13 protein-coding genes and 2 pseudogenes are annotated in these 17,267 nt (G+C 73.8%); 11 read left to right on the top strand and 4 right to left on the bottom strand.

The window, feature by feature from the left end; genetic code table 11:
* Genes ACFWIS_RS00110 through ACFWIS_RS00130 form a run of 5 tightly spaced genes read left to right on the top strand, consistent with a single transcriptional unit; the run spans position 1 to position 5,392 of the window.
* Positions 1–1,323, top strand: a complete 1,323-nt coding sequence (locus tag ACFWIS_RS00110) for a hypothetical protein (protein ID WP_380455553.1) — start codon at positions 1–3, stop codon at positions 1,321–1,323.
* Positions 1,320–2,267, top strand: a complete 948-nt coding sequence (locus ACFWIS_RS00115) for a glycosyltransferase family 2 protein (RefSeq protein WP_380455555.1) — start codon at positions 1,320–1,322, stop codon at positions 2,265–2,267. The genes ACFWIS_RS00110 and ACFWIS_RS00115 overlap by 4 nt, the downstream gene beginning before the upstream one ends.
* Positions 2,264–3,502 carry a polysaccharide pyruvyl transferase family protein gene (locus ACFWIS_RS00120; protein WP_380455557.1) on the top strand — a complete coding sequence of 413 codons (1,239 nt, stop codon included), beginning with the start codon at positions 2,264–2,266 and terminating at the stop codon, positions 3,500–3,502. The genes ACFWIS_RS00115 and ACFWIS_RS00120 overlap by 4 nt, the downstream gene beginning before the upstream one ends.
* Positions 3,499–4,050, top strand: a complete 552-nt coding sequence (locus ACFWIS_RS00125; RefSeq protein ID WP_380455559.1) for a dTDP-4-dehydrorhamnose 3,5-epimerase family protein — start codon at positions 3,499–3,501, stop codon at positions 4,048–4,050. The genes ACFWIS_RS00120 and ACFWIS_RS00125 overlap by 4 nt, the downstream gene beginning before the upstream one ends.
* A gap of 7 nt (positions 4,051–4,057) precedes the next feature.
* A complete protein-coding gene (locus ACFWIS_RS00130; protein ID WP_380455561.1) occupies positions 4,058–5,392 on the top strand; it encodes a glutamate-1-semialdehyde 2,1-aminomutase in 1,335 nt (444 codons plus the stop codon).
* A 16-nt stretch (positions 5,393–5,408) separates the two neighbouring features.
* Here the strand turns inward: ACFWIS_RS00130 and ACFWIS_RS00135 are convergent, their stop codons facing one another.
* The gene (locus ACFWIS_RS00135) at positions 5,409–6,122 is read right to left on the bottom strand and encodes a phosphatase PAP2 family protein (RefSeq protein WP_380455563.1); all 714 of its coding nucleotides are present in this window, start codon (positions 6,120–6,122) and stop codon (positions 5,409–5,411) included.
* Between the two features lie 321 nt (positions 6,123–6,443).
* The gene (locus tag ACFWIS_RS00140) at positions 6,444–9,293 is read right to left on the bottom strand and encodes an AAA family ATPase (protein ID WP_380455564.1); all 2,850 of its coding nucleotides are present in this window, start codon (positions 9,291–9,293) and stop codon (positions 6,444–6,446) included.
* A 179-nt stretch (positions 9,294–9,472) separates the two neighbouring features.
* Here ACFWIS_RS00140 and ACFWIS_RS00145 point away from each other — a divergent pair, with 179 nt between their 5' ends.
* From ACFWIS_RS00145 to ACFWIS_RS00155, 3 genes and pseudogenes are all read left to right on the top strand, one after another.
* Positions 9,473–10,033: a TetR family transcriptional regulator gene (locus ACFWIS_RS00145; protein WP_380455566.1), complete on the top strand. Its 561-nt coding sequence runs from the start codon at positions 9,473–9,475 to the stop codon at positions 10,031–10,033.
* 190 nt (positions 10,034–10,223) lie between these two features.
* Positions 10,224–11,003: an alpha/beta hydrolase gene (locus ACFWIS_RS00150; RefSeq protein WP_380455568.1), complete on the top strand. Its 780-nt coding sequence runs from the start codon at positions 10,224–10,226 to the stop codon at positions 11,001–11,003.
* 15 nt (positions 11,004–11,018) lie between these two features.
* Positions 11,019–11,174 (top strand): annotated as a pseudogene (locus tag ACFWIS_RS00155) (aspartate 1-decarboxylase); the annotation flags it as partial.
* 341 nt (positions 11,175–11,515) lie between these two features.
* Here the strand turns inward: ACFWIS_RS00155 and ACFWIS_RS00160 are convergent.
* Complete coding sequence (locus tag ACFWIS_RS00160) at positions 11,516–12,205, bottom strand: DJ-1/PfpI family protein (protein ID WP_380455570.1); 690 nt, start codon at positions 12,203–12,205, stop codon at positions 11,516–11,518.
* Between the two features lie 99 nt (positions 12,206–12,304).
* Here ACFWIS_RS00160 and ACFWIS_RS00165 point away from each other — a divergent pair, with 99 nt between their 5' ends.
* The 3 genes from ACFWIS_RS00165 to ACFWIS_RS00175 all read left to right on the top strand — a co-directional run bounded on the left by ACFWIS_RS00165 (position 12,305) and on the right by ACFWIS_RS00175 (position 16,535).
* Positions 12,305–13,330, top strand: coding sequence for a GlxA family transcriptional regulator (locus ACFWIS_RS00165; RefSeq protein WP_380455571.1), 1,026 nt, complete (start codon positions 12,305–12,307; stop codon positions 13,328–13,330).
* Positions 13,331–13,531: 201 nt separating this feature from the next.
* On the top strand, positions 13,532–13,786 hold the full coding sequence (locus tag ACFWIS_RS00170) for a hypothetical protein (RefSeq protein WP_380455573.1): 255 nt from the start codon (positions 13,532–13,534) through the stop codon (positions 13,784–13,786).
* A gap of 424 nt (positions 13,787–14,210) precedes the next feature.
* A complete protein-coding gene (locus ACFWIS_RS00175) occupies positions 14,211–16,535 on the top strand; it encodes a glycoside hydrolase family 44 protein (RefSeq protein ID WP_380455575.1) in 2,325 nt (774 codons plus the stop codon).
* Positions 16,536–16,666: 131 nt separating this feature from the next.
* Here the strand turns inward: ACFWIS_RS00175 and ACFWIS_RS00180 are convergent.
* Positions 16,667–17,177 (bottom strand): annotated as a pseudogene (locus tag ACFWIS_RS00180) (flavin reductase family protein); the annotation flags it as partial.
* Positions 17,178–17,267 lie beyond the last annotated feature (90 nt).

The following is a 17,267-nucleotide window of genomic DNA, read 5'->3' on the forward strand; positions in this document are numbered from 1 at the left end:
ATGACCACCGAGGGGGTGCGGACGGAGGGGTCGACCGACGCGGCGCAGCGGGCCCGGCCCGCCCAGCGGGGTGTCCTCGGCCGGCTGTCCTGGGGGCTGGCCGACCAGGCGGTCTCCAGCATGATCAACTTCGCGGTGGGCATCTACGTCGCCCGCTCGCTGGGCGTCCACGCCTTCGGCGTGTTCAGCCTCGCCTGGCTGACCTACGGCGTGGTGCTCAACGTCTCCCGCGGCCTGGCCACCGACCCGCTGGTGGTGCGGTTCAGCGGTGTGCCGGAGGGCGTCTGGCGGGCGGCCGCGGCCCGCTCCTCGGGCGCCGCGCTCGCCGTCGGCAGCACCCTCGGGGCGGTGTGCCTGCTGGTCGGACTCGCCCTCGCCGGCGACGTCGGCCCCGCCTTCGCCTGCCTCGGCCTCGCCCTGCCCGCCCTCCTGCTGCAGGACTCCCGGCGGTTCGCCTTCTTCGCGGCCGGCGCCGGGCAGAAGGCCTTCGCCAACGACCTGGTGCAGGGCGTCGCGCTCGTCCCGGCCATGGTCGTGGCGGCCCGGGTGGGCACCGTGGCCGCCTTCCTGCTGGCCTGGGGCGCGGCCGCCGCGGCCGCCGCCGGGTACGGCTTCCTCCAGTCAGGCATCCGGCCCCGGGTGACCCAGGCCCGCGGCTGGCTGCGCGAGCAGCGCGACCTCGGCAGCCGCTACCTGGTCGAGAACGTCAGCCTCAGCGGAGCCGGCCAGCTGCGGGCGTACGGGCTCGGCGCGATCGCCGGGGTCGGCGCGGTCGGCGCGGTGCGCGGCGCCGAACTGCTGCAAGGCCCGTTCCTGGCCCTGCTGATGGGGCTGTCGCTGGTCACCGTGGCCGAGGCGGCCCGGGTGCTGCGGCAGGCACCGCAGCGGCTCGGCCGGTTCTGCTTCCTGCTGGGCGGCGGGCAGGCCGGCGCCGCCCTGCTCTGGGGCGCCGCCCTGCTGCTGTTGCCGGACCAGGCCGGCCGGCTCGTCCTCGGCGACGTCTGGCACTCCGCCGCCCCGCTCATCGTGCCGGCCACCCTCGGCGTCGCCGGCGCCGGCCTCGGCAGCGGCGCCGCGGCCGGGCTGCGCGCGCTCGCCGCCGCCCGGCGCAGCGTGCGCTGCCAGCTGTTCGCCTCCACCTGCTACCTGGCCGGCGGGCTCGGCGGGGCCGCCGCGGCCGGCACGGTCGGTTCGGCCTGGGGCGTCGCCGCCGCCACCGGCTGCGGCTCGGCCGTCTGGTGGCTCCAACTGCGCGCCGCCCTGCGCGAACGCCACCGCGGCCCCGAAACGAGCGCCCCCATCCCCGAAGTGAGGACACCGTGACCACCGTTCCCCGGCTGAGCATCGGCCTGCCGGTCCACAACGGCGAGGAGTACCTCGCCGAGTCGCTCGACGCCCTGCTCGGCCAGACCTACGAGGACTTCGAGCTGGTCATCACCGACAACGCCTCGACCGACACGACCGAGTCCATCTGCCGGGCGTACGCCGCCCGGGACTCCCGGATCCGCTACCTCCGGCTGCCCCGGAACATCGGCGCCGCGCCCAACCACAACTACGTCTTCACCCAGTGCCGCGGCGAACTCTTCAAGTGGGCCTCGCACGACGACCTCTACGCCCGGGACCTCCTGCAGCGCTGCGTGGCGGCGCTGGACGAACGGCCGGACATCGTCCTCGCCCACTCCGGGCAGGCCGTCATCGACGAGCACGGACAGCTGAAGGTCCCCTACGAGTACGGGCTCACCACCGACTCGCCGTCCGCCCCCGAGCGCTTCCGCAGCCTGCTGTTCGAGCCCGGCGGGGACGACTTCTACGGGGTGATGCGCGCCGACGTGCTGCGCCGGGTCAAGCCGCACGACAGCTACCACCACGCGGACCGCACCTTCGTCGCCGAGATCACCCTGCACGGGCCCTTCCACCAGGTGCCGGAGCTGCTCTACTTCCGCCGCGACCACCCCACCCGCGCCGAGCGGGCCAACCCCTCCAAGCGCTCCCGCTGCGTCAACCTGGACCCGCGCCGGGCCGGTCCGCTGCACCCGACGCCCCGGCTGCTCGCCGAGTACGTCTGGGGCTTCGCCTCGGCGATCCGCCGGGCGCCGCTCTCCCCGGCGGACCGGCGCGCCTGCTACCGCCACCTGGCCGCCTGGATGACCAGCCGGGTGCGGCCGGGCGCCGGCGAGCGGGTCGAGGACCGCGCCCCGGTCGAGCCCGGCCGGCCCACCGTCTCCGTCGACGCCCTGGTGGCCGGGCGCGAGCGGAGGCGGGGATGACGTTCCCGGACCGAGCCCCGGCGCAAGTCCCGCTGCGGGTCGGGGTGTTCGGACTGCTCGGGGCCGGCAACCTGGGCAACGACGGCTCGCTGGAGGCCGTCCTCGGCTACCTGCGCAGCGAGCACCCCGAGGCCCGGGTGGACGCGTTCTGCGGCGGACCGGCGGCCGTCACCGCCCGGTACCGGATCCCCGCGACCCGGCTGCACTGGTACCGGGGGGAGTACCGCACCGCCTCGCGGGCGGGCGCGATCGCGGGCAAGGGCTTCGGCAAACTCGTCGACGCCGTCCGCACCGCCGCCTGGGTGCGCCGGCACGACGTGGTGATCGTGCCCGGCATGGGCGTCCTGGAGGCCACCCTGCCGCTGCGGCCCTGGGGCTTCCCGTACGCGCTGTTCCTGCTCTGCGCGTCCGGCCGGCTGTTCGGTACCCGGGTGGCGCTGGTCGGCGTCGGCGCCGCCCCGATCCGCGACCGGGCCGTCCGGGCCCTGGTGCGCTGGTCGGCGCGGCTGGCCGGGTACCGCTCGTACCGGGACGCGCCGTCCCGCGAGGCGATGCGGGAGATGGGCGTGGACACCGCACGGGACGAGGTCTACCCGGACCTCGCCTTCGCCCTGCCCACCCCGTCCGCGAGCGCCTCCCCGGCCGCCCCCGGCACGGTCTGCGTCGGCGTGATGGCCTTCCACGGCGGCAACGACGACCGGGCCCGCGCCGAGCGGATCCACCGGCGCTACCTCGACGGCACCACCCGCTTCGTCCGGGCGCTGGTCGAGGACGGCCGGCCGGTCCGGCTGCTCATCGGCGACGACGTCGACCTGCCGGTGGTCGCCGCGATCCGCGAGGCGGTCGGCTCACCACTGGTCACCGCCGCCGAACCGGCCTCACTGGCCGACCTGATGCGGGAGACCGCCGCCGCCGACACCGTGGTGGCGACCCGTTACCACAACCTGGTCTGCGCGCTGAAGACCGGCACCCCCACGCTCGCCCTGAGCTACGCGGCCAAGAGCGACGCCCTGATGGACCGGATGGGCCTGGGGGAGCACTGCCACCCGGCCCGCGAGGTCGACGCCGACCGGCTGATCGAGCAGTTCCGGGCACTGGAGCGGCGCTCGGCCGAGGCCCGGCACACCCTCGCCGAACGGAACCGGGCCGCCACCCGGCTCCTGGACCGGCAGTTCGCCGCCCTGACCGCGGCCGTCTTCCCGACCTCCGACCCCGCCCCCCAGGAGACTTCATGAAGGTCACCGAAGTCCCGGCGATCGCCGGCGCGTACCTCTTCGAGCCGACCCCGTACGCCGACGAGCGCGGCTTCTTCTGCCGCACCTTCGACGCCGAGGTGCTCCGCTCGGTCGGCCTGGACCCGGACGCCTTCGTCCAGCACAGCCTCTCCCGATCCGTCCGGGGCGTGCTGCGCGGACTGCACCTGCGCTCCGGCGCCGGGGAGGCCAAGCTGGTGCGCTGCTCGTACGGGCGGGTCTTCGACGTCGTCGTGGACCTGCGGCCGGACTCGCCCACCCACCGCGGCCAGGCCCACTTCGAGCTCTCCGGCGAGACCCAGGCCAGCGTGTACGTCCCGGCCGGCTGCGCGCACGGCTTCCAGGCGCTGACCGACACCGCCGACGTCTCGTACCGGATCGACCGCCCGCACGACCCGGCCGAGGACGTCACGATCGCCTTCGACGACCCGGAACTCGCCGTCCCCTGGCCGCTGCCGGCCGCCTCGATGTCCAAGCGGGACCGCGAGGCGCCGAGCCTCGCCGAGGCCCTGCGCCACCAGGAGCGGTGAGGCCGACATGAACCCCGAAGACACCGAGGAGCTCCGGCTGCCCCGCTCCCGGGCGGCCAACGAGCGGCTGCACGCCCTGATCCCCGGCGGCGCCCACACCTACGCCAAGGGCGACGACCAGTACCCCGAGCACCTGGCCCCGGTGATCAGCCACGGCCGCGGCGCCCACGTCTGGGACGTCGACGGCAACCGCTACATCGAGTACGGCTCCGGCCTGCGGTCGGTCAGCCTCGGCCACGCCCACCCGCTGGTGCTGGAGGCGGTGCGGCGTGAGATCGACCGCGGCGGCAACTTCGTCCGGCCGTCCATCGTGGAGGTCGAGGCCGCGGAACGCTTCCTGGAGACGGTGCCCACCGCCGAGATGGTGAAGTTCGCCAAGAACGGCTCCGACGTCACCACCGCCGCGGTGCGGCTCGCCCGCGCCGTCACCGGGCGCCCCCGGGTGGCCGTCTGCGGCGACCAGCCGTTCTTCTCCGTCGACGACTGGTTCATCGGCACCACCCCGATGTCCGCCGGCATCCCGGCCGCCACCACCGAACTCACCACGGCCTTCCGCTACGGGGACCTCGCCGGCACCGAGGAACTGCTCACCCACCACCGGGGCGAGATCGCCTGCCTGGTCCTCGAACCCGCCGGCCACCGCGAGCCGCCGCCCGGCTACCTCGCGGGCCTGCGCGAGCTGGCCGACCGGCACGGCTGCCTGCTGGTCTTCGACGAGATGATCACCGGCCTGCGCTGGTCCCCGGCCGGCGCCCAGGGCCTCTACGGCGTCGTCCCCGACCTCTCCACCTTCGGCAAGGCGCTCGGCAACGGCTTCGCCGTCTCCGCGCTGGCCGGGCGCCGCGACCTGATGGAGTACGGCGGGCTGCGCCACCCCGGCGACCGGGTGTTCCTGCTCTCCACCACCCACGGCGCGGAGACCCACGCGCTGGCCGCCGCGATGGCCGTGCAGACCACCTACGTCGAGGAGGGCGTCACCGCCCGCCTGCACGCCCTCGGCGAGCGCCTGGCCGCCGGCGTCCGCGCGGCCGCCGCCGGCATGGGCGTCGGCGACCACGTCGTGGTCCGGGGCCGGGCCAGCAACCTGGTCTTCGCCACCCTGGACGAGCTGGGCCGGCCGTCCCAGCGGTACCGCACCCTGTTCCTGCGCCAGTTGCTCGCGGGCGGGGTGCTGGCACCGTCCTTCGTGGTGAGCAGCGCGCTCGACGAGGACGACATCGACCACACCGTCGACGTGGTGGGCCGGGCCTGCGCCGTCTACCGGAAGGCCCTGGACGCCGGCGACCCCACGCCCTGGCTGGGCGGGCGGCCGGTGAAGCCGGTGTTCCGGCAGTACGTCTGACGCTACGTCGGTTGCGTCAACTCCGTTCGGGTCGAACGTCATCGGCCGACCGGCCCGCCGGTCGGCCGGCCGCCCGGTCCACCAGCCAACCGGCCGGCGGCACCAGCGCCAGCGCGGTGCACCAGCCGGCGAGGGCGTCGGTCGGGTAGTGCGCGCCCAGGGCGACCTGGGCCCAGCCCATGGCGGCCCCGGCCGCCACCGCCGCGGCCAGCACCGGCAGGGCGCGGGGGCCGCGCGCGAGCAGCGCCACCACAAGGGCGACGGCGGTGAGGAAGGCGGTGTGCCCGCTCGGGTAGGACAGGTTCTCGGCGCCGTGGATGGTGCGCCCCACCACGTGCTTGAGCAGTGTCGCCGCCACCACCGGCAGGCCCATGCCGACCGCGGCGAACACCGCGTCACGTGGCCGCCGGAACAGCAGGCAGCAGGACACGGCGGCGAACCCCAGCGACCCGGCGCCCGCCGGTTCCCCCAGTGCGTCCAGCGTCCGGGCGAGGTGCCGCCACGGCGGCTCCACTCCGTACAGCCCGTCCTGGACCCTGGCGTCCACCCGGCCGGGGGCGCCTTCCCCGGCGTACCGGACCCCGAGCACGATCACCACCAGCGCCGCGAGAGCCGAGACCAGCCCGAGCCACCCGCGCAGCACCACGAGTGGCCCGGCGCGTCTCCGGTCGCCCTGCACCCGGCTCGGGCCGGGGTCGCCTCCCGTTCCACCCTGCCCGGACGATCCCATGAGAGCCCCCGTCGTATCCAGGTACCCGGTCACGCAGGATAGTTGACCAACAGTCAATTGACCTTGTCTGTGCGCCACATGGCCCGCGGGCCCGCCGGGCGGACGCCAGGGCCCCGCGACGGAGGTGGTGACCGTGCGCCAGCGGTCGCGGGTGGCGAGCTGGGGGCGGAGCAGGAAGACGTCCGCCGCCGGCTACCAGGCCGGCCAGGCGCCTGGAGACCAGCGGCGCGGCCACCGCCTGTTCCGGCGCGATCACCGTGGTACCCGTCGACGGCAGCGACGGCGACATCCGGACTCCCTCCCTGGTGGACGGCCGGTGATCTACCCGCCCCGGACCGGGTCCAGTCGGCCCGTCGCCGCCCGGCCCTGCCGGGACGGTTGCGCCGGGATGCCGGGGCCGCCGGGGGAGGCCGAGTCCAGCCTGATCAGGGCGTCGCGCAGGGCGGCCCTGGTGGTGACGCCGAGCTTGGGGAAGATCCGGTACAGGTGGGCGCTGACCGTACGGGGCGACAAGCGGGTCTGCTCGCCGATCTCCTTGTTCGTCAGGCCGGCCGCGGCCAGGTCGGCGATGCGGCGCTCCTGCCAGGTGAGCGGGGGCGCGGTGCGCGTCGGCGTCCGGGACGGGACGCCGCTGACCCGCAGTTCGTCCCGGGCCCGCGCGGCCCAGGCGACCGCGCCGAGCCGTTCGAAGGCGTCGGCGGCGGTGGCGAGGAACGGCCGGGCCGCCGTTGCGCCCCGGGCGCGGCGGAGCCGGCTGCCGCGGGCCAGTCGGATCCGGGCCAGCTCGAAGGGGAACCGGGTCGCGGCCGGGTGGGACTCGGCGCGCCGGTACGCCTCGGTGGCCTCGGCGTCGTCCTCGGCGGTGATGGCCAGGGCTCCGTCGGTGAGCAGGGCGAGCCGGGGCGAGACGGCGGGCAGCGCGGCGTCCCGGGCGGCGAGTGCGTGCGCGCGGGCCTGTTCGGTGCGGCCGGTGTGCACGGCGGCCTCGACGAGGTCGAGCAGGGTGCGGGAGGCCTGGTGGGCGTAGGGCTGGAAGGTGCCGGGCGCGGTGATGCCGATGGCCTGGAGGTAGGCGCTCTCGTAGTCGCCGTCGCTGAGCGCGGCCGTGGTGCCGACCGCGTCGGCGAGCTGGGTGAGGAAGCCGATGCCGCGCGGGCGGGCCCAGGAGTCGACCACCGCCTGGAGTTCGCGCGCGGTGTCCGTCCGTCCGCGCAGCGCGGCGAGTTGGGCGAGGTAGCCGCGGGTCTGCTGGGCGAACAGCTCGTGTCCGTGGTTCTCGGACTGGCGCAGCGCCTGCTCTCCGGTCCGCTCGGCGGCCTCCCAGTCCCCGACGGCCGTCTGGTCGAGCATGATCAGGTGCAGCATCACCATGCCGGTGGACACGGCGCCGGTGTCCAGCTCGCGGTGGACGGTGCGCTGCAGGTGGGGGCGGAGCGGGCTGAGGACGTCGAGGTGGTAGGCGGAGACGGCCAGGCGGGCGACGTCCCAGGGCTCCTGGCCCGGCAGGTCGGCCGCGGCGAGTTCCACCGGCCCGGCCCAGCCGGCGCCGTGCCGGACGACGTCGCTCCAGGTGGAGCTGTAGAGGCTGGCGCGTTCGCTGACCCGCTCGCCGAGCGAGGCGAGCAGCGCGTGGGTGCGTTCCCACAGGGTGCGGTCGGCGGCGTACTGGCTGGTGGCGAGCAGCAGGGTGACCAGCCGGTCGAGCACCGCGCGGTCGGCTCCGGCCCCTGCCCCGGTTCCGGCGGCGCCCGCCCGCTGGATCGCGGCGGCGAGCAGCCGGTGGGTGGAGCGCACATCGCCGTCGTGGTACAGCGCCTGGTAGCCGGAGGCCAGCACGGAGGCGGGGGAGTGGTGGGCGTCGGGGGCGGGGTCGGCCAGGACGAGGCTGCGGGCGTGGCCGAGCCGGGCGGCGTGGGCCGCGATGAACGCGGCGTCACCGAGCCGCCGGGAGCGGTCGGTCCGGTGTTCGCTCAGCTCGGCCGCGCGGGTGAGCCAGTTCACGGCGGTGAGCGCGCCGCCGCGCCGGGTCGCGGACTCGGCGGCGGCCTCCAGGGCGGCGGCCACCTCCTCGTCCGGGTCCAGGGTCGCCTCGGCGAGGTGGGCGGCGCGGCGTTCGAGGTCGCTCCGGTGGAGGTGGGCCAGTGCCAGGTGGGCTTCGCGGCGCTGGTTGGGGGTGGCCAGCTGGACGACGCTGGAGCGCACCAGGGGGTGGCGGAAGGCGAAGTCGCCGGTGGCGGGTTCGATCACCAGCAGGCCGCGGGCGACGGCCGCCTCGGCGTCGCGCATCCGGTACCGGGTGCAGGGGGTGGTGCCGTCGCCCCGGCCGGCCGCGACGCCGTCGAGGGCGCCCTTCAGCAGCTCGGACCGGACGGTGTCGTCCAGGCCGGCCAGCCGGGTGCCGTAGAGGTGCTGGAGGCGGTGGGGCGCCGAGGCGCCGCGCGGGGCGTGCGGATCGGGGGTGGCCGGCTCGCCGGACCGGAGGCCGGTGTGGGCGGGCAGTTCCAGCAGGGCCAGCGGGTTGCCCTGGGCCTGTGCCAGGACGGCGCGGCGCTGCTGCTCGCCGAGCGAGGGGTGGTGACCGTCCAGCAGGAGGGCGGCGTCGCCGTCGGTGAGGGGGCCGACGGCCAGTTCCGGGAGTGCGGCGGTGTCGAAGCACGAGGTGAGGTCGGCGCGGACGGCGAGCAGCAGCTTCAGCCGGCTGCCGGTCAGCCGGCGGCCGACGAATCCGCAGACCGCCGCGCTGGAGTCGTCCAGCCACTGGGCGTCGTCCACGACCAGCAGCAGCGGCTGCTGCGCGGCGGCCGCGGACAGCAGGCCGAGCACCGCGATGCCGAGCGTCATGACGGAGGGCGGGGCGCCCCCGGCGTGCCCGCACACGGCGTGGAGGGCGGCGCGGGTGCCGTCGTTCAGCGCGGTGGCGTGCGGCAGCAGCGGGTAGAGCAGCTGGTGCAGTCCCGCGTACGGCAGCTCCGTCTCCGCCTCGACCCCGGTGGCCCGGATCGCGCGCAGGCCCTCCCGGCTCGCCAGCTCGGCGGCGAAGTCGAGCAGGGCGCTCTTGCCCACCCCGGTCTCGCCCCGGACGAGCAGGGTCTGCCCTCCTGCGGCGTGGACGAACTCGGACAGCCGAGCGCGCTCGCCGTCCCGACCGAGCATCGGCATGGCTGTGCCCATGACCCTGCTCCCTCCCCATTGATCTGCAGGTCAGCGGATCGCCGCAGCCTTCGGTCCGCCGGGGGAGACCGCACCCGGCACGGCTGTACGTCTTTCAACTACCTGGTTGGTTGATTAGACCCGGACGATGAACAGACTGTCAACCAAGTGGTTAGTCAGCTCTGAGCTAGGGTCGGCGCATGCAGCGCGACGCCGAAGCCACCAGACAGAGACTCATCGCGGCCGGGCGGGCCGAGTTCGCCGCCCATGGGTTGAACGGAGCCCGGGTCGACCGGATCGCCGAGGCGTCGCGGAGCAACAAGGCGCAGATCTACCACTACTTCGGGAGCAAGGCGGGCCTGTTCGAAGCGGTCTGGCAGGGCGCGGTCGAACAGATCATCACGAGCCTGCCGTCCGACTGGACCGATCTCCCCGAGGTCGCGGCCCGCCTCGGCGACATCTACGCCGAGCACCCGGAACTGCCCCGGCTGATCACCTGGCAGCGCATGGAGTACGGTAGCGCACCGCCCAACGCGCTCGGCGTCGAGGACGTCCGCCGGCGTATCGCCGTGCTCGCCGACGCCCAGGTCAGGGGCGTGCTGACGGACCGGTTCGAGCCCCGGGTCCTGTTCGCGGTGATCATCCACCTGGCCATGCTGTGGCCGTCCACCGCCCCCGAACTGCTCGCCGTGGTGGACCTCGACGACCGGGCGAAGCGCCGAGAGGTGGTCCGGGACGTGGTCGCCGCGCTGGTGCGCTGAACCCGCCCCGTCCGACGGTCGGATGACTGAACACCATGCCCCCGCGGCCACGGCGGGCAGCGTCATTCGACCGATCCCCGCACCCGCCCCCAGGCCGCACAGTCGGGTCGGCCCAGCCCCCGGCGCCCGGCACGTGACCGGAGACCGGGCGGGCCGGAGCCGCCCCCTCACCCTGCTCGGAGGACCAGCCGTGGACCGTACCCCCGTCGTGTTCATCCACGGCGCGGACCTGCACGCGTTGTCGTGGGACGCCTGGGCGGAACGCTTCGCCAGGCACGGGTACCCCACCCGGACCGCGCGCTGGCCGGGCGAGGCGGCCACCGCCCGGCGGGCGCGGGAACGCCCGGACGGGGTGCCCGACACCGGCCTGGACGAGCTGACCGAGCACCACGCCGAGGTCGTCCGCTCGCTGGCGCGCCCACCGGTGCTGGTCGGGCACGCGGTCGGCGGGCTGGTCGCCCAGCACCTGCTCGGGGCCGGCCTGGGCCGGGCCGCGGTGGCGCTGGCGCCGGTCAACCGCGTCCCGCTGCCCGCCACCGGGCCGGTCGGCACCCCGGCGCCGCTCTCCCGGGCGGGCTTCCGGGAGTTCCTCGCCAACGCCGTCAGCGCCGAGGAGGCCGAGCGGCTGTACGAGCGGTTCGCGGTGCCCGCCCCGCGCCGCCTGCTCGCCGACCTCGCCGACCTCGACGGCGACGGCGCCCCGCGGAGCCCGAGCGCGCTGGTGGACACCGCCAACGCGCGGCGCGGCCCGCTGCTGCTGGTGTCCGGCCAGGAGGACCGGCTGGTGCCCGACTCGGTGACCCGCGCCGTGTACCGGCTGTACGGCGACTGCACGGCGCTCACGGACCTCAAGCAGTTCGCGGACCGGGGCCACTCGCTCGTCGTGGACAGCGGCTGGCGGGCCGTGGCCGACCACGTGCTCGGCTGGCTGGCCGCCCGGGGCGTCCGTCCCACCGGTGCGCACCACTGATCGCAGTCATTCGGCATCGACAACGGCGCCCGGCTGGAGACCTCCACCATCGCCGGCCCGCGCGGCACCGGCGTGATCGGCATCAACGGCGCCGCCGCCCGCCTGGTCCACCCGGGCGACCTGGTCCTCGTCGCCTACGGGCAGATGGACACGGCCGAGGCCAAGGGCTACGACAAGGCTCGGGAGTTGCGTCAGGCGGGCGAGAAGTAGCAGGTCGCCAGCTCACGGCGACGCCCTGACGCTCTCGAAGGCCACTACGAACCAGCGGTCTGATCAGGCAGTTTGCCACGCTCATCCCATCTGATGCAGGATCTGCCCTCTCTCCAGCAGCAGGGACCGCGGAGTCCAACCCAGCGTGTGATGACCCGATCCATGACATCTATGAGGGGAAGGAGTTCACGACCCCTGGGCCTGACGCCACGCTCGACCCGCGCCTGGGTGGCCGCGCGACTGACCGCGCGCAATGGTCGGTGCGGCACTCGGCTCGGGGGCGTGCGCCGCTGCGGTGATGCTCAGGTTGTCAGGCGGGCCAGGAGCGCGGAATGGTCTGCCAGCGCCGATTCCAGCATGGCCCGGGCATGGGGCTTGAAGAAGTCGAGATCGGCGGACCTCCAGTCGATGCCGCCCAGGGGTGGCTGCGGGTCGTACTCGATGAAGAGCTGGACAGTACGGGCGGTCTGCTCGCCCGCGAGGCGTTCGACCAGGTGGAGGGCCATGTCGATACCGGCCGACACTCCGGCGGCGGTGAGCACAGGACCGGCATCGACCCAGCGTTCGGCGACGGGCGTCGCGCCGAACTTGCCCAGTAGGTCGCGGAATCCCCAGTGAGTGGTGGCCTGACGACCGTCGAGCAGGCCGGCGGCGCCCAGGATCAGTGAGCCGGTGCACACCGAGCCGACGATCTCAGCCGTCCGCGCGGCCTGGCGGATCCAACTCAACAGGGGCTCGTTGGCCAGGGCGGCGAGGGTCGGCTCGGTCCCGCCGGGAACGATCAGTGCGAAGGGCTCGGTGACCTGGTCGAACGTGTGGCTCGGCGTTAGCTTCAGCGGAGTGTCGGTGTCCAGGGGGGCGAGGTCCCGGCCGACGACGACCACCTCGTACGACGGGTCGATCTGGGCCAGCGCCGACAGCACCTGAAGCGGTCCCACCAGGTCGAGCGGGGTGATGCCGGGATAGAGCACGAAGGCGAGCGTCTTGGTCATGCCGTCACCTTCGGCCCCAGGCCGTGGGAGTGCCAAGGGCGGACAGCGACCAGGTCGGAATTCTTGGGATACAAGTCAGTCCGACATAGGGTCCTGGTCATGGAGGAACGACCGGTGGTCCTCGTCGGATACGACGAGGCCGAGTTGCTGGACATCGCCTGCGTGACGACAAGCCTGATCACCGCCAACCGGCTCGGAGCCAGCCCCGCCTACACCGTGAGCGTGGCCACCCCGGGAAGCCGCGCGATCACCTGCGACTCGGGGCTGACGCTGCAGGGCCAGCGATCCCTGGAGCGGCTGCGGGGGCCACTGGACACGCTGATCGTCTCGGGAGGGCTCGGCCACCAGGCCGCGGCAGAGAACCCGCGGATCGTCGGCCATGTCCGCCGCCTGGCCAGGGAGAGCCGCAGAGTGGCCTCGGTCTGCACGGGGGCGACCGTCCTGGCTGCCGCCGGCCTGCTCAACGGCAAACGCGTCACGACTCATTGGTGGTACGCCGAGCAGTTGGCCTCGGCCTATCCGGAGATCACCGTGGATCCGGCGCCGATCTACATCCGCGACGGAAGCGTGTCCACCGCGGCGGGCGTCACGAGCGCCCTGGACCTCACCCTGGCCTTCATCGAGGAGGACCACGGCGCGGAGTTGGCGCGCGCCGTGGCCCGCGGCCTGGTCACCTATCTGCAACGGCCAGGCAACCAGGCACAGATGAGCATGTTCACAGGAACCCCAGCACCCACCAACAGCCTGGTCAGGCGAGCCGTCAACTACATCGCCGGCCACCTGACCGGCGACCTGACCGCAACCGCACTGGCAGCCGACGCCGGGGTGAGCGAACGCCACCTGACCCGCTTGTTCATCGACGACCTCGGAAAGGCGCCAGGCCGATTCGTCCGCGACGCGCGCACCGAAGCCGCCGCTCACCTCCTGGCTTCCACCTCACTACCCGTGGCGAGCGTGGCGGCACAGTGCGGCTTCAGAACCGCTGAAACGCTCCGCCAGGCATTCGTCAGCCGCTACGGAACACCGCCATCGCGCTACCGAGCAACGCAAGGCACGCGGCCGCGGAACTGGCGCACCACTACGTCGGCTCCCCGATCCGTTTCTGACGATACGTCCGTTCATTGACGGATCGTCATGTCCGCGAAACGCTGGCGCGGAAGACCGAGATCGTATGGGAGCGCGCACTTCCACACGAGAAGTACGCCATCTGGCTTTCAGGCATCAGGATCGCCGGCTCGTGTCCCCCTCCCCGTCCTCCAGCGTTCAGGAGGCCCGTCGCACCGTCGGCCCGGCCGGATCCGCGACCCACGGATCGAGGACAGCACTGTGTCAGCCGAACCCCTGCGCAAGGCGGCCGCCCTGACATCCGTCGCGGGCCCGCTCCTGCTCGCCGCGGCCTGCGGGCAGAAGACCATCCCCGCCGCGACGGACCACTGCCCGAACACCCCTGGGGCGGTGGCGAGCCACCAGGTGACGGAGGATCCGTCCGCGGCCGCCTCCTACTGGACGGGTGACCGCGAACGCGGTGCGAAGCCGGCCCCGATGCCGGGCAAGGACCGTACCCGGGCGCCCTGCCCCTGAGTCGCCCCACGGGGCCTGCCCGGCGGAGTCGTTCCGCACCGGGCAGGCCCCGAAGGCCGTCAGCCCGTCAGCGGCCGCCGTTGCAGCCGCCCCGGGGACGGGTCCGGTTCGGTGCCCAGTTCGTGCCGGAGGACGGCGCGTGCGGCGGGCCCGGCAGAGAATCCACTGCGCGTCCTCACTGGCAGGCCAGTGCTCCGTGCATACGTGTTGACACCCCGGTCCGGGCGCTCCAGACTCCTGGATGGGAGCGCTCCCACATATGAACTCACCCCACTGGGAGGCGAGTTGAGTGCCGAGACTCCCGCAGCGCGGTCGTTTCCGTCCCCCCACCCAAGGCCGCGGCGCTGCCGACGGTACGTGTCGATCGCACGCTTCGGGCGTGGCGGACCGTACCCCCGCGCTGTCGGCCGCTGAGAAGGAGACCATGCGTACGACACACAAGGCGGCCGCCCTGGCGGCAGTCGCGGTACTGCTGGCCGGTACCGGAGCGGCGCAGGCCGCCGGTACCGCGCCAGGGCGGGCGGTGCCGGCGGCCGCCGCCACCGCGGGCCCGGCGATCACCGTGGACGCCACCAGCGGACGGCACGCCATCGACCCCCACATCTACGGCATGAACTTCCCCGACGAGGCGCTGGCCAAGGAGCTGCGCCTGCCGATGGGCCGCTGGGGCGGCAACGCCACCAGCCGTTACAACTACAAACTCGACGCCTACAACGCCGGGTCCGACTGGTACTTCGAGGACCTGCACTACAACAACGACACTGCGGCACTGCCCGCCGGATCGCAGGCCGACAAGTTCGTCGAGCAGAACCGCAGGACCGGCACCGACACGCTGATGACCGTGCCGATGATCGGCTGGACGGCGGCCGGCCGCGACAGCGGCTGCGGGTTCAGCGTCGCCAAGTACGGTCCTCAGCAGCAGACCGACGCCCAGTGGCGGCCGGACTGCGGCAACGGCAGGAAGCCCGACGGCACCCTGATCACGGGCAACGCTCCGACCGAGACCAGCACGCCCGCGGGGCCGGACTTCGTCAAGGGCTGGGTGCAGTACCTCGACGGCGCCTACGGCACCGCGAACAGCGGCGGGGTGCGCTTCTACGACCTCGACAACGAACCGGACCTGTGGTCCGGCACGCACCGCGACGTCCACCCGGCCGGGCCGGGCTACGACGAAATGCGGGACAGTACCTACGCCGTCGCCGCGGCCGTCAAGGACGCCGACCCGGCCGCGCAGACCCTCGGCCCGGTCGGCTGGGGCTTCAACTCGCTGCTCTACTCCGGCCTGGACCAGCAGGTGTGCGGCCAACAGGGAGGCGGTTGCTGGTCGAACCCGCCGGACGCCGCCGCGCACGGCGGCCTGCAGTTCGCCCCGTGGTACCTGCAGAAGATGAAGGAGTACGAGCAGGCGCACGGGCGCCGGATCCTGGACTACTTCGACGAGCACATCTACCCGCAGCAGTCCGGAGTGTCCGGCAGCACGGACGACGCGACGACGCAGGCCCTGCGACTGCGTTCCACCCGGCAGCTGTGGGATCCGTCCTACGTCGACGAGAGCTGGATCAACCAGCCGATCCAGTTCGTCCCCCGGATGCGCTCGCTGGTCGACCAGAACTACCCGGGTACCAAGCTGGCCATCTCGGAGTACAACTGGGGTGCGCTGGACCACATCGACGGCGGCCTGGCCCAGGCTGACGTGCTGGGGATCTTCGGACGTCAGGGGCTGGACCTGGCCACCCTGTGGTCACCCCCGAAGGCGACCGACCCCGGAGCGTACGCCTTCCGCATGTTCCTGAACTACGACGGCCAGGGCGGCACCTTCGGCGACACCTCGGTCAAGGCCGCGAGCGCCGACCAGGACAAGCTGTCGGTGTACGCAGCCGAGCGCAGCAGTGACCATGCCACCACGGTCATGGTGATCAACAAGACCACCGGCGACCTCACCGCACCCGTGTCGGTGACCGGCAGCACCGCGCTCCCGGCAACGGCGCAGGTCTACCGTTACGGCCAGGACGACCCCGCCGCGATCCAGCACCCGGCCGGTCAGCCGCTGAACGGCGGCGCCTTCACGGCGACCTTCCCGGCGTACTCCATCACCGAGTACGTCATTCCCGCCGGCTCGGCCCAGGCCACCCCGCCCTCGGCACCCGGTACTCCCACGGCCTCCGCGACCGGCCCCGACCGCGTGACGCTGACCTGGCCGGCCGCCACGGCCGGGACCTCCCCCCTGGCGGACTACCGCGTGTACGCAGGTGACCCGGCCACCACGGCTCCGCTGGTCACCGTCCCCGCGTCGGCCACCAGCGCCACCGTCACCGGCCTGACCCCGGTCACCGCCTACACGTTCCGCGTGGTGGCCACCGACACCGGCGGCCGTAGCTCACCGCCGTCGGCTCCGCTGCAGGTCACCACCGGCCCGGCCACGGCGGGCGGCTGCACCGTCGCCTACCAGGTCGGCAACGACTGGGGCAGCGGCTTCACCGCGAGCGTGAAGATCACCAACCTGGCGGCACCGGTCACCGGCTGGAACCTCGGATTCACCTTCTCCGGCAACCAGACCGTCACCCAGGGCTGGAACGGCACCTGGGCGCAGACCGGTGCCACGGTCACGGCCAAGGACGCCGGCTGGAACGCGTCCCTGCCCACCGGGGGTTCCACCACGATCGGCTTCAACGGCGCCTACTCCGGCACCAACCCCGCACCCGGCGGCTTCACCCTCAACGGCACCACCTGCACCGCCGCGCTCGGCTGACCCGCTCGGCTGACCCGCTCCGCTGACCCGCTCCGCCCACGCATGGCCGATCCCGAGCACGCCGGGGTCGGCCATGCGCCGTCGAGCCCCGACCGTCCGTAACGACGCATCAGCTGGGGATCCCCGGCTCGGAGGTCCAGGACCGGCCGGTTCCCCAGGCAGCGGGAGACGCAGATCATCATGGTCTCCCCGGCCGCCCGCTCCTCCGCGGCGAGCAGCGAGTCGCGGTGGCCGGGGACACCCTCCAGGTCATCCGTCTCGCACGTCCCGCAGGTGCCCTCGGTGCAGGACTACAGGACCTCGACGCCGGCCGCCCGGACGGTCTCCAGGACGGAGGCGTGGCCCGGGACGGACAAGGTCAGGCCGGATCGGGCCAGTACGAGCTCGAACGGGGCGTCGGGAGCGGCGGCCTGAGCCCGTGGCCGGAAGCGTTCCGTCCGGGGCTCCGGCCATCCGTTCGCCGCGCTGTACCGCTCGACGGCGTCCAGGAGCGGGCCCGGACCGCAGCAGTAGACGGCGGGTGCCCGGGTCCGGGGCGCCCGGGCAGGAGGCCAGGTCCAGCAGGCCGGTCTCGTCCTGCGGCCGGACGGCCACCCGCTCGCCGTGGCGGGCGAGTTCGTCGAGGAAGGCCATGGAGATCCGATGAATAATGCCGATCGGGGCGATGAGTGGGCGGAATCCGTCAAAACTCTGGACAGGCACCCGACCTTTGCGCCTTAATCCATCCGATGT

Origin of the sequence: Kitasatospora sp. NPDC127060, assembly GCF_042724935.1 — a bacterium.
GTDB lineage: Bacteria > Actinomycetota > Actinomycetes > Streptomycetales > Streptomycetaceae > Kitasatospora.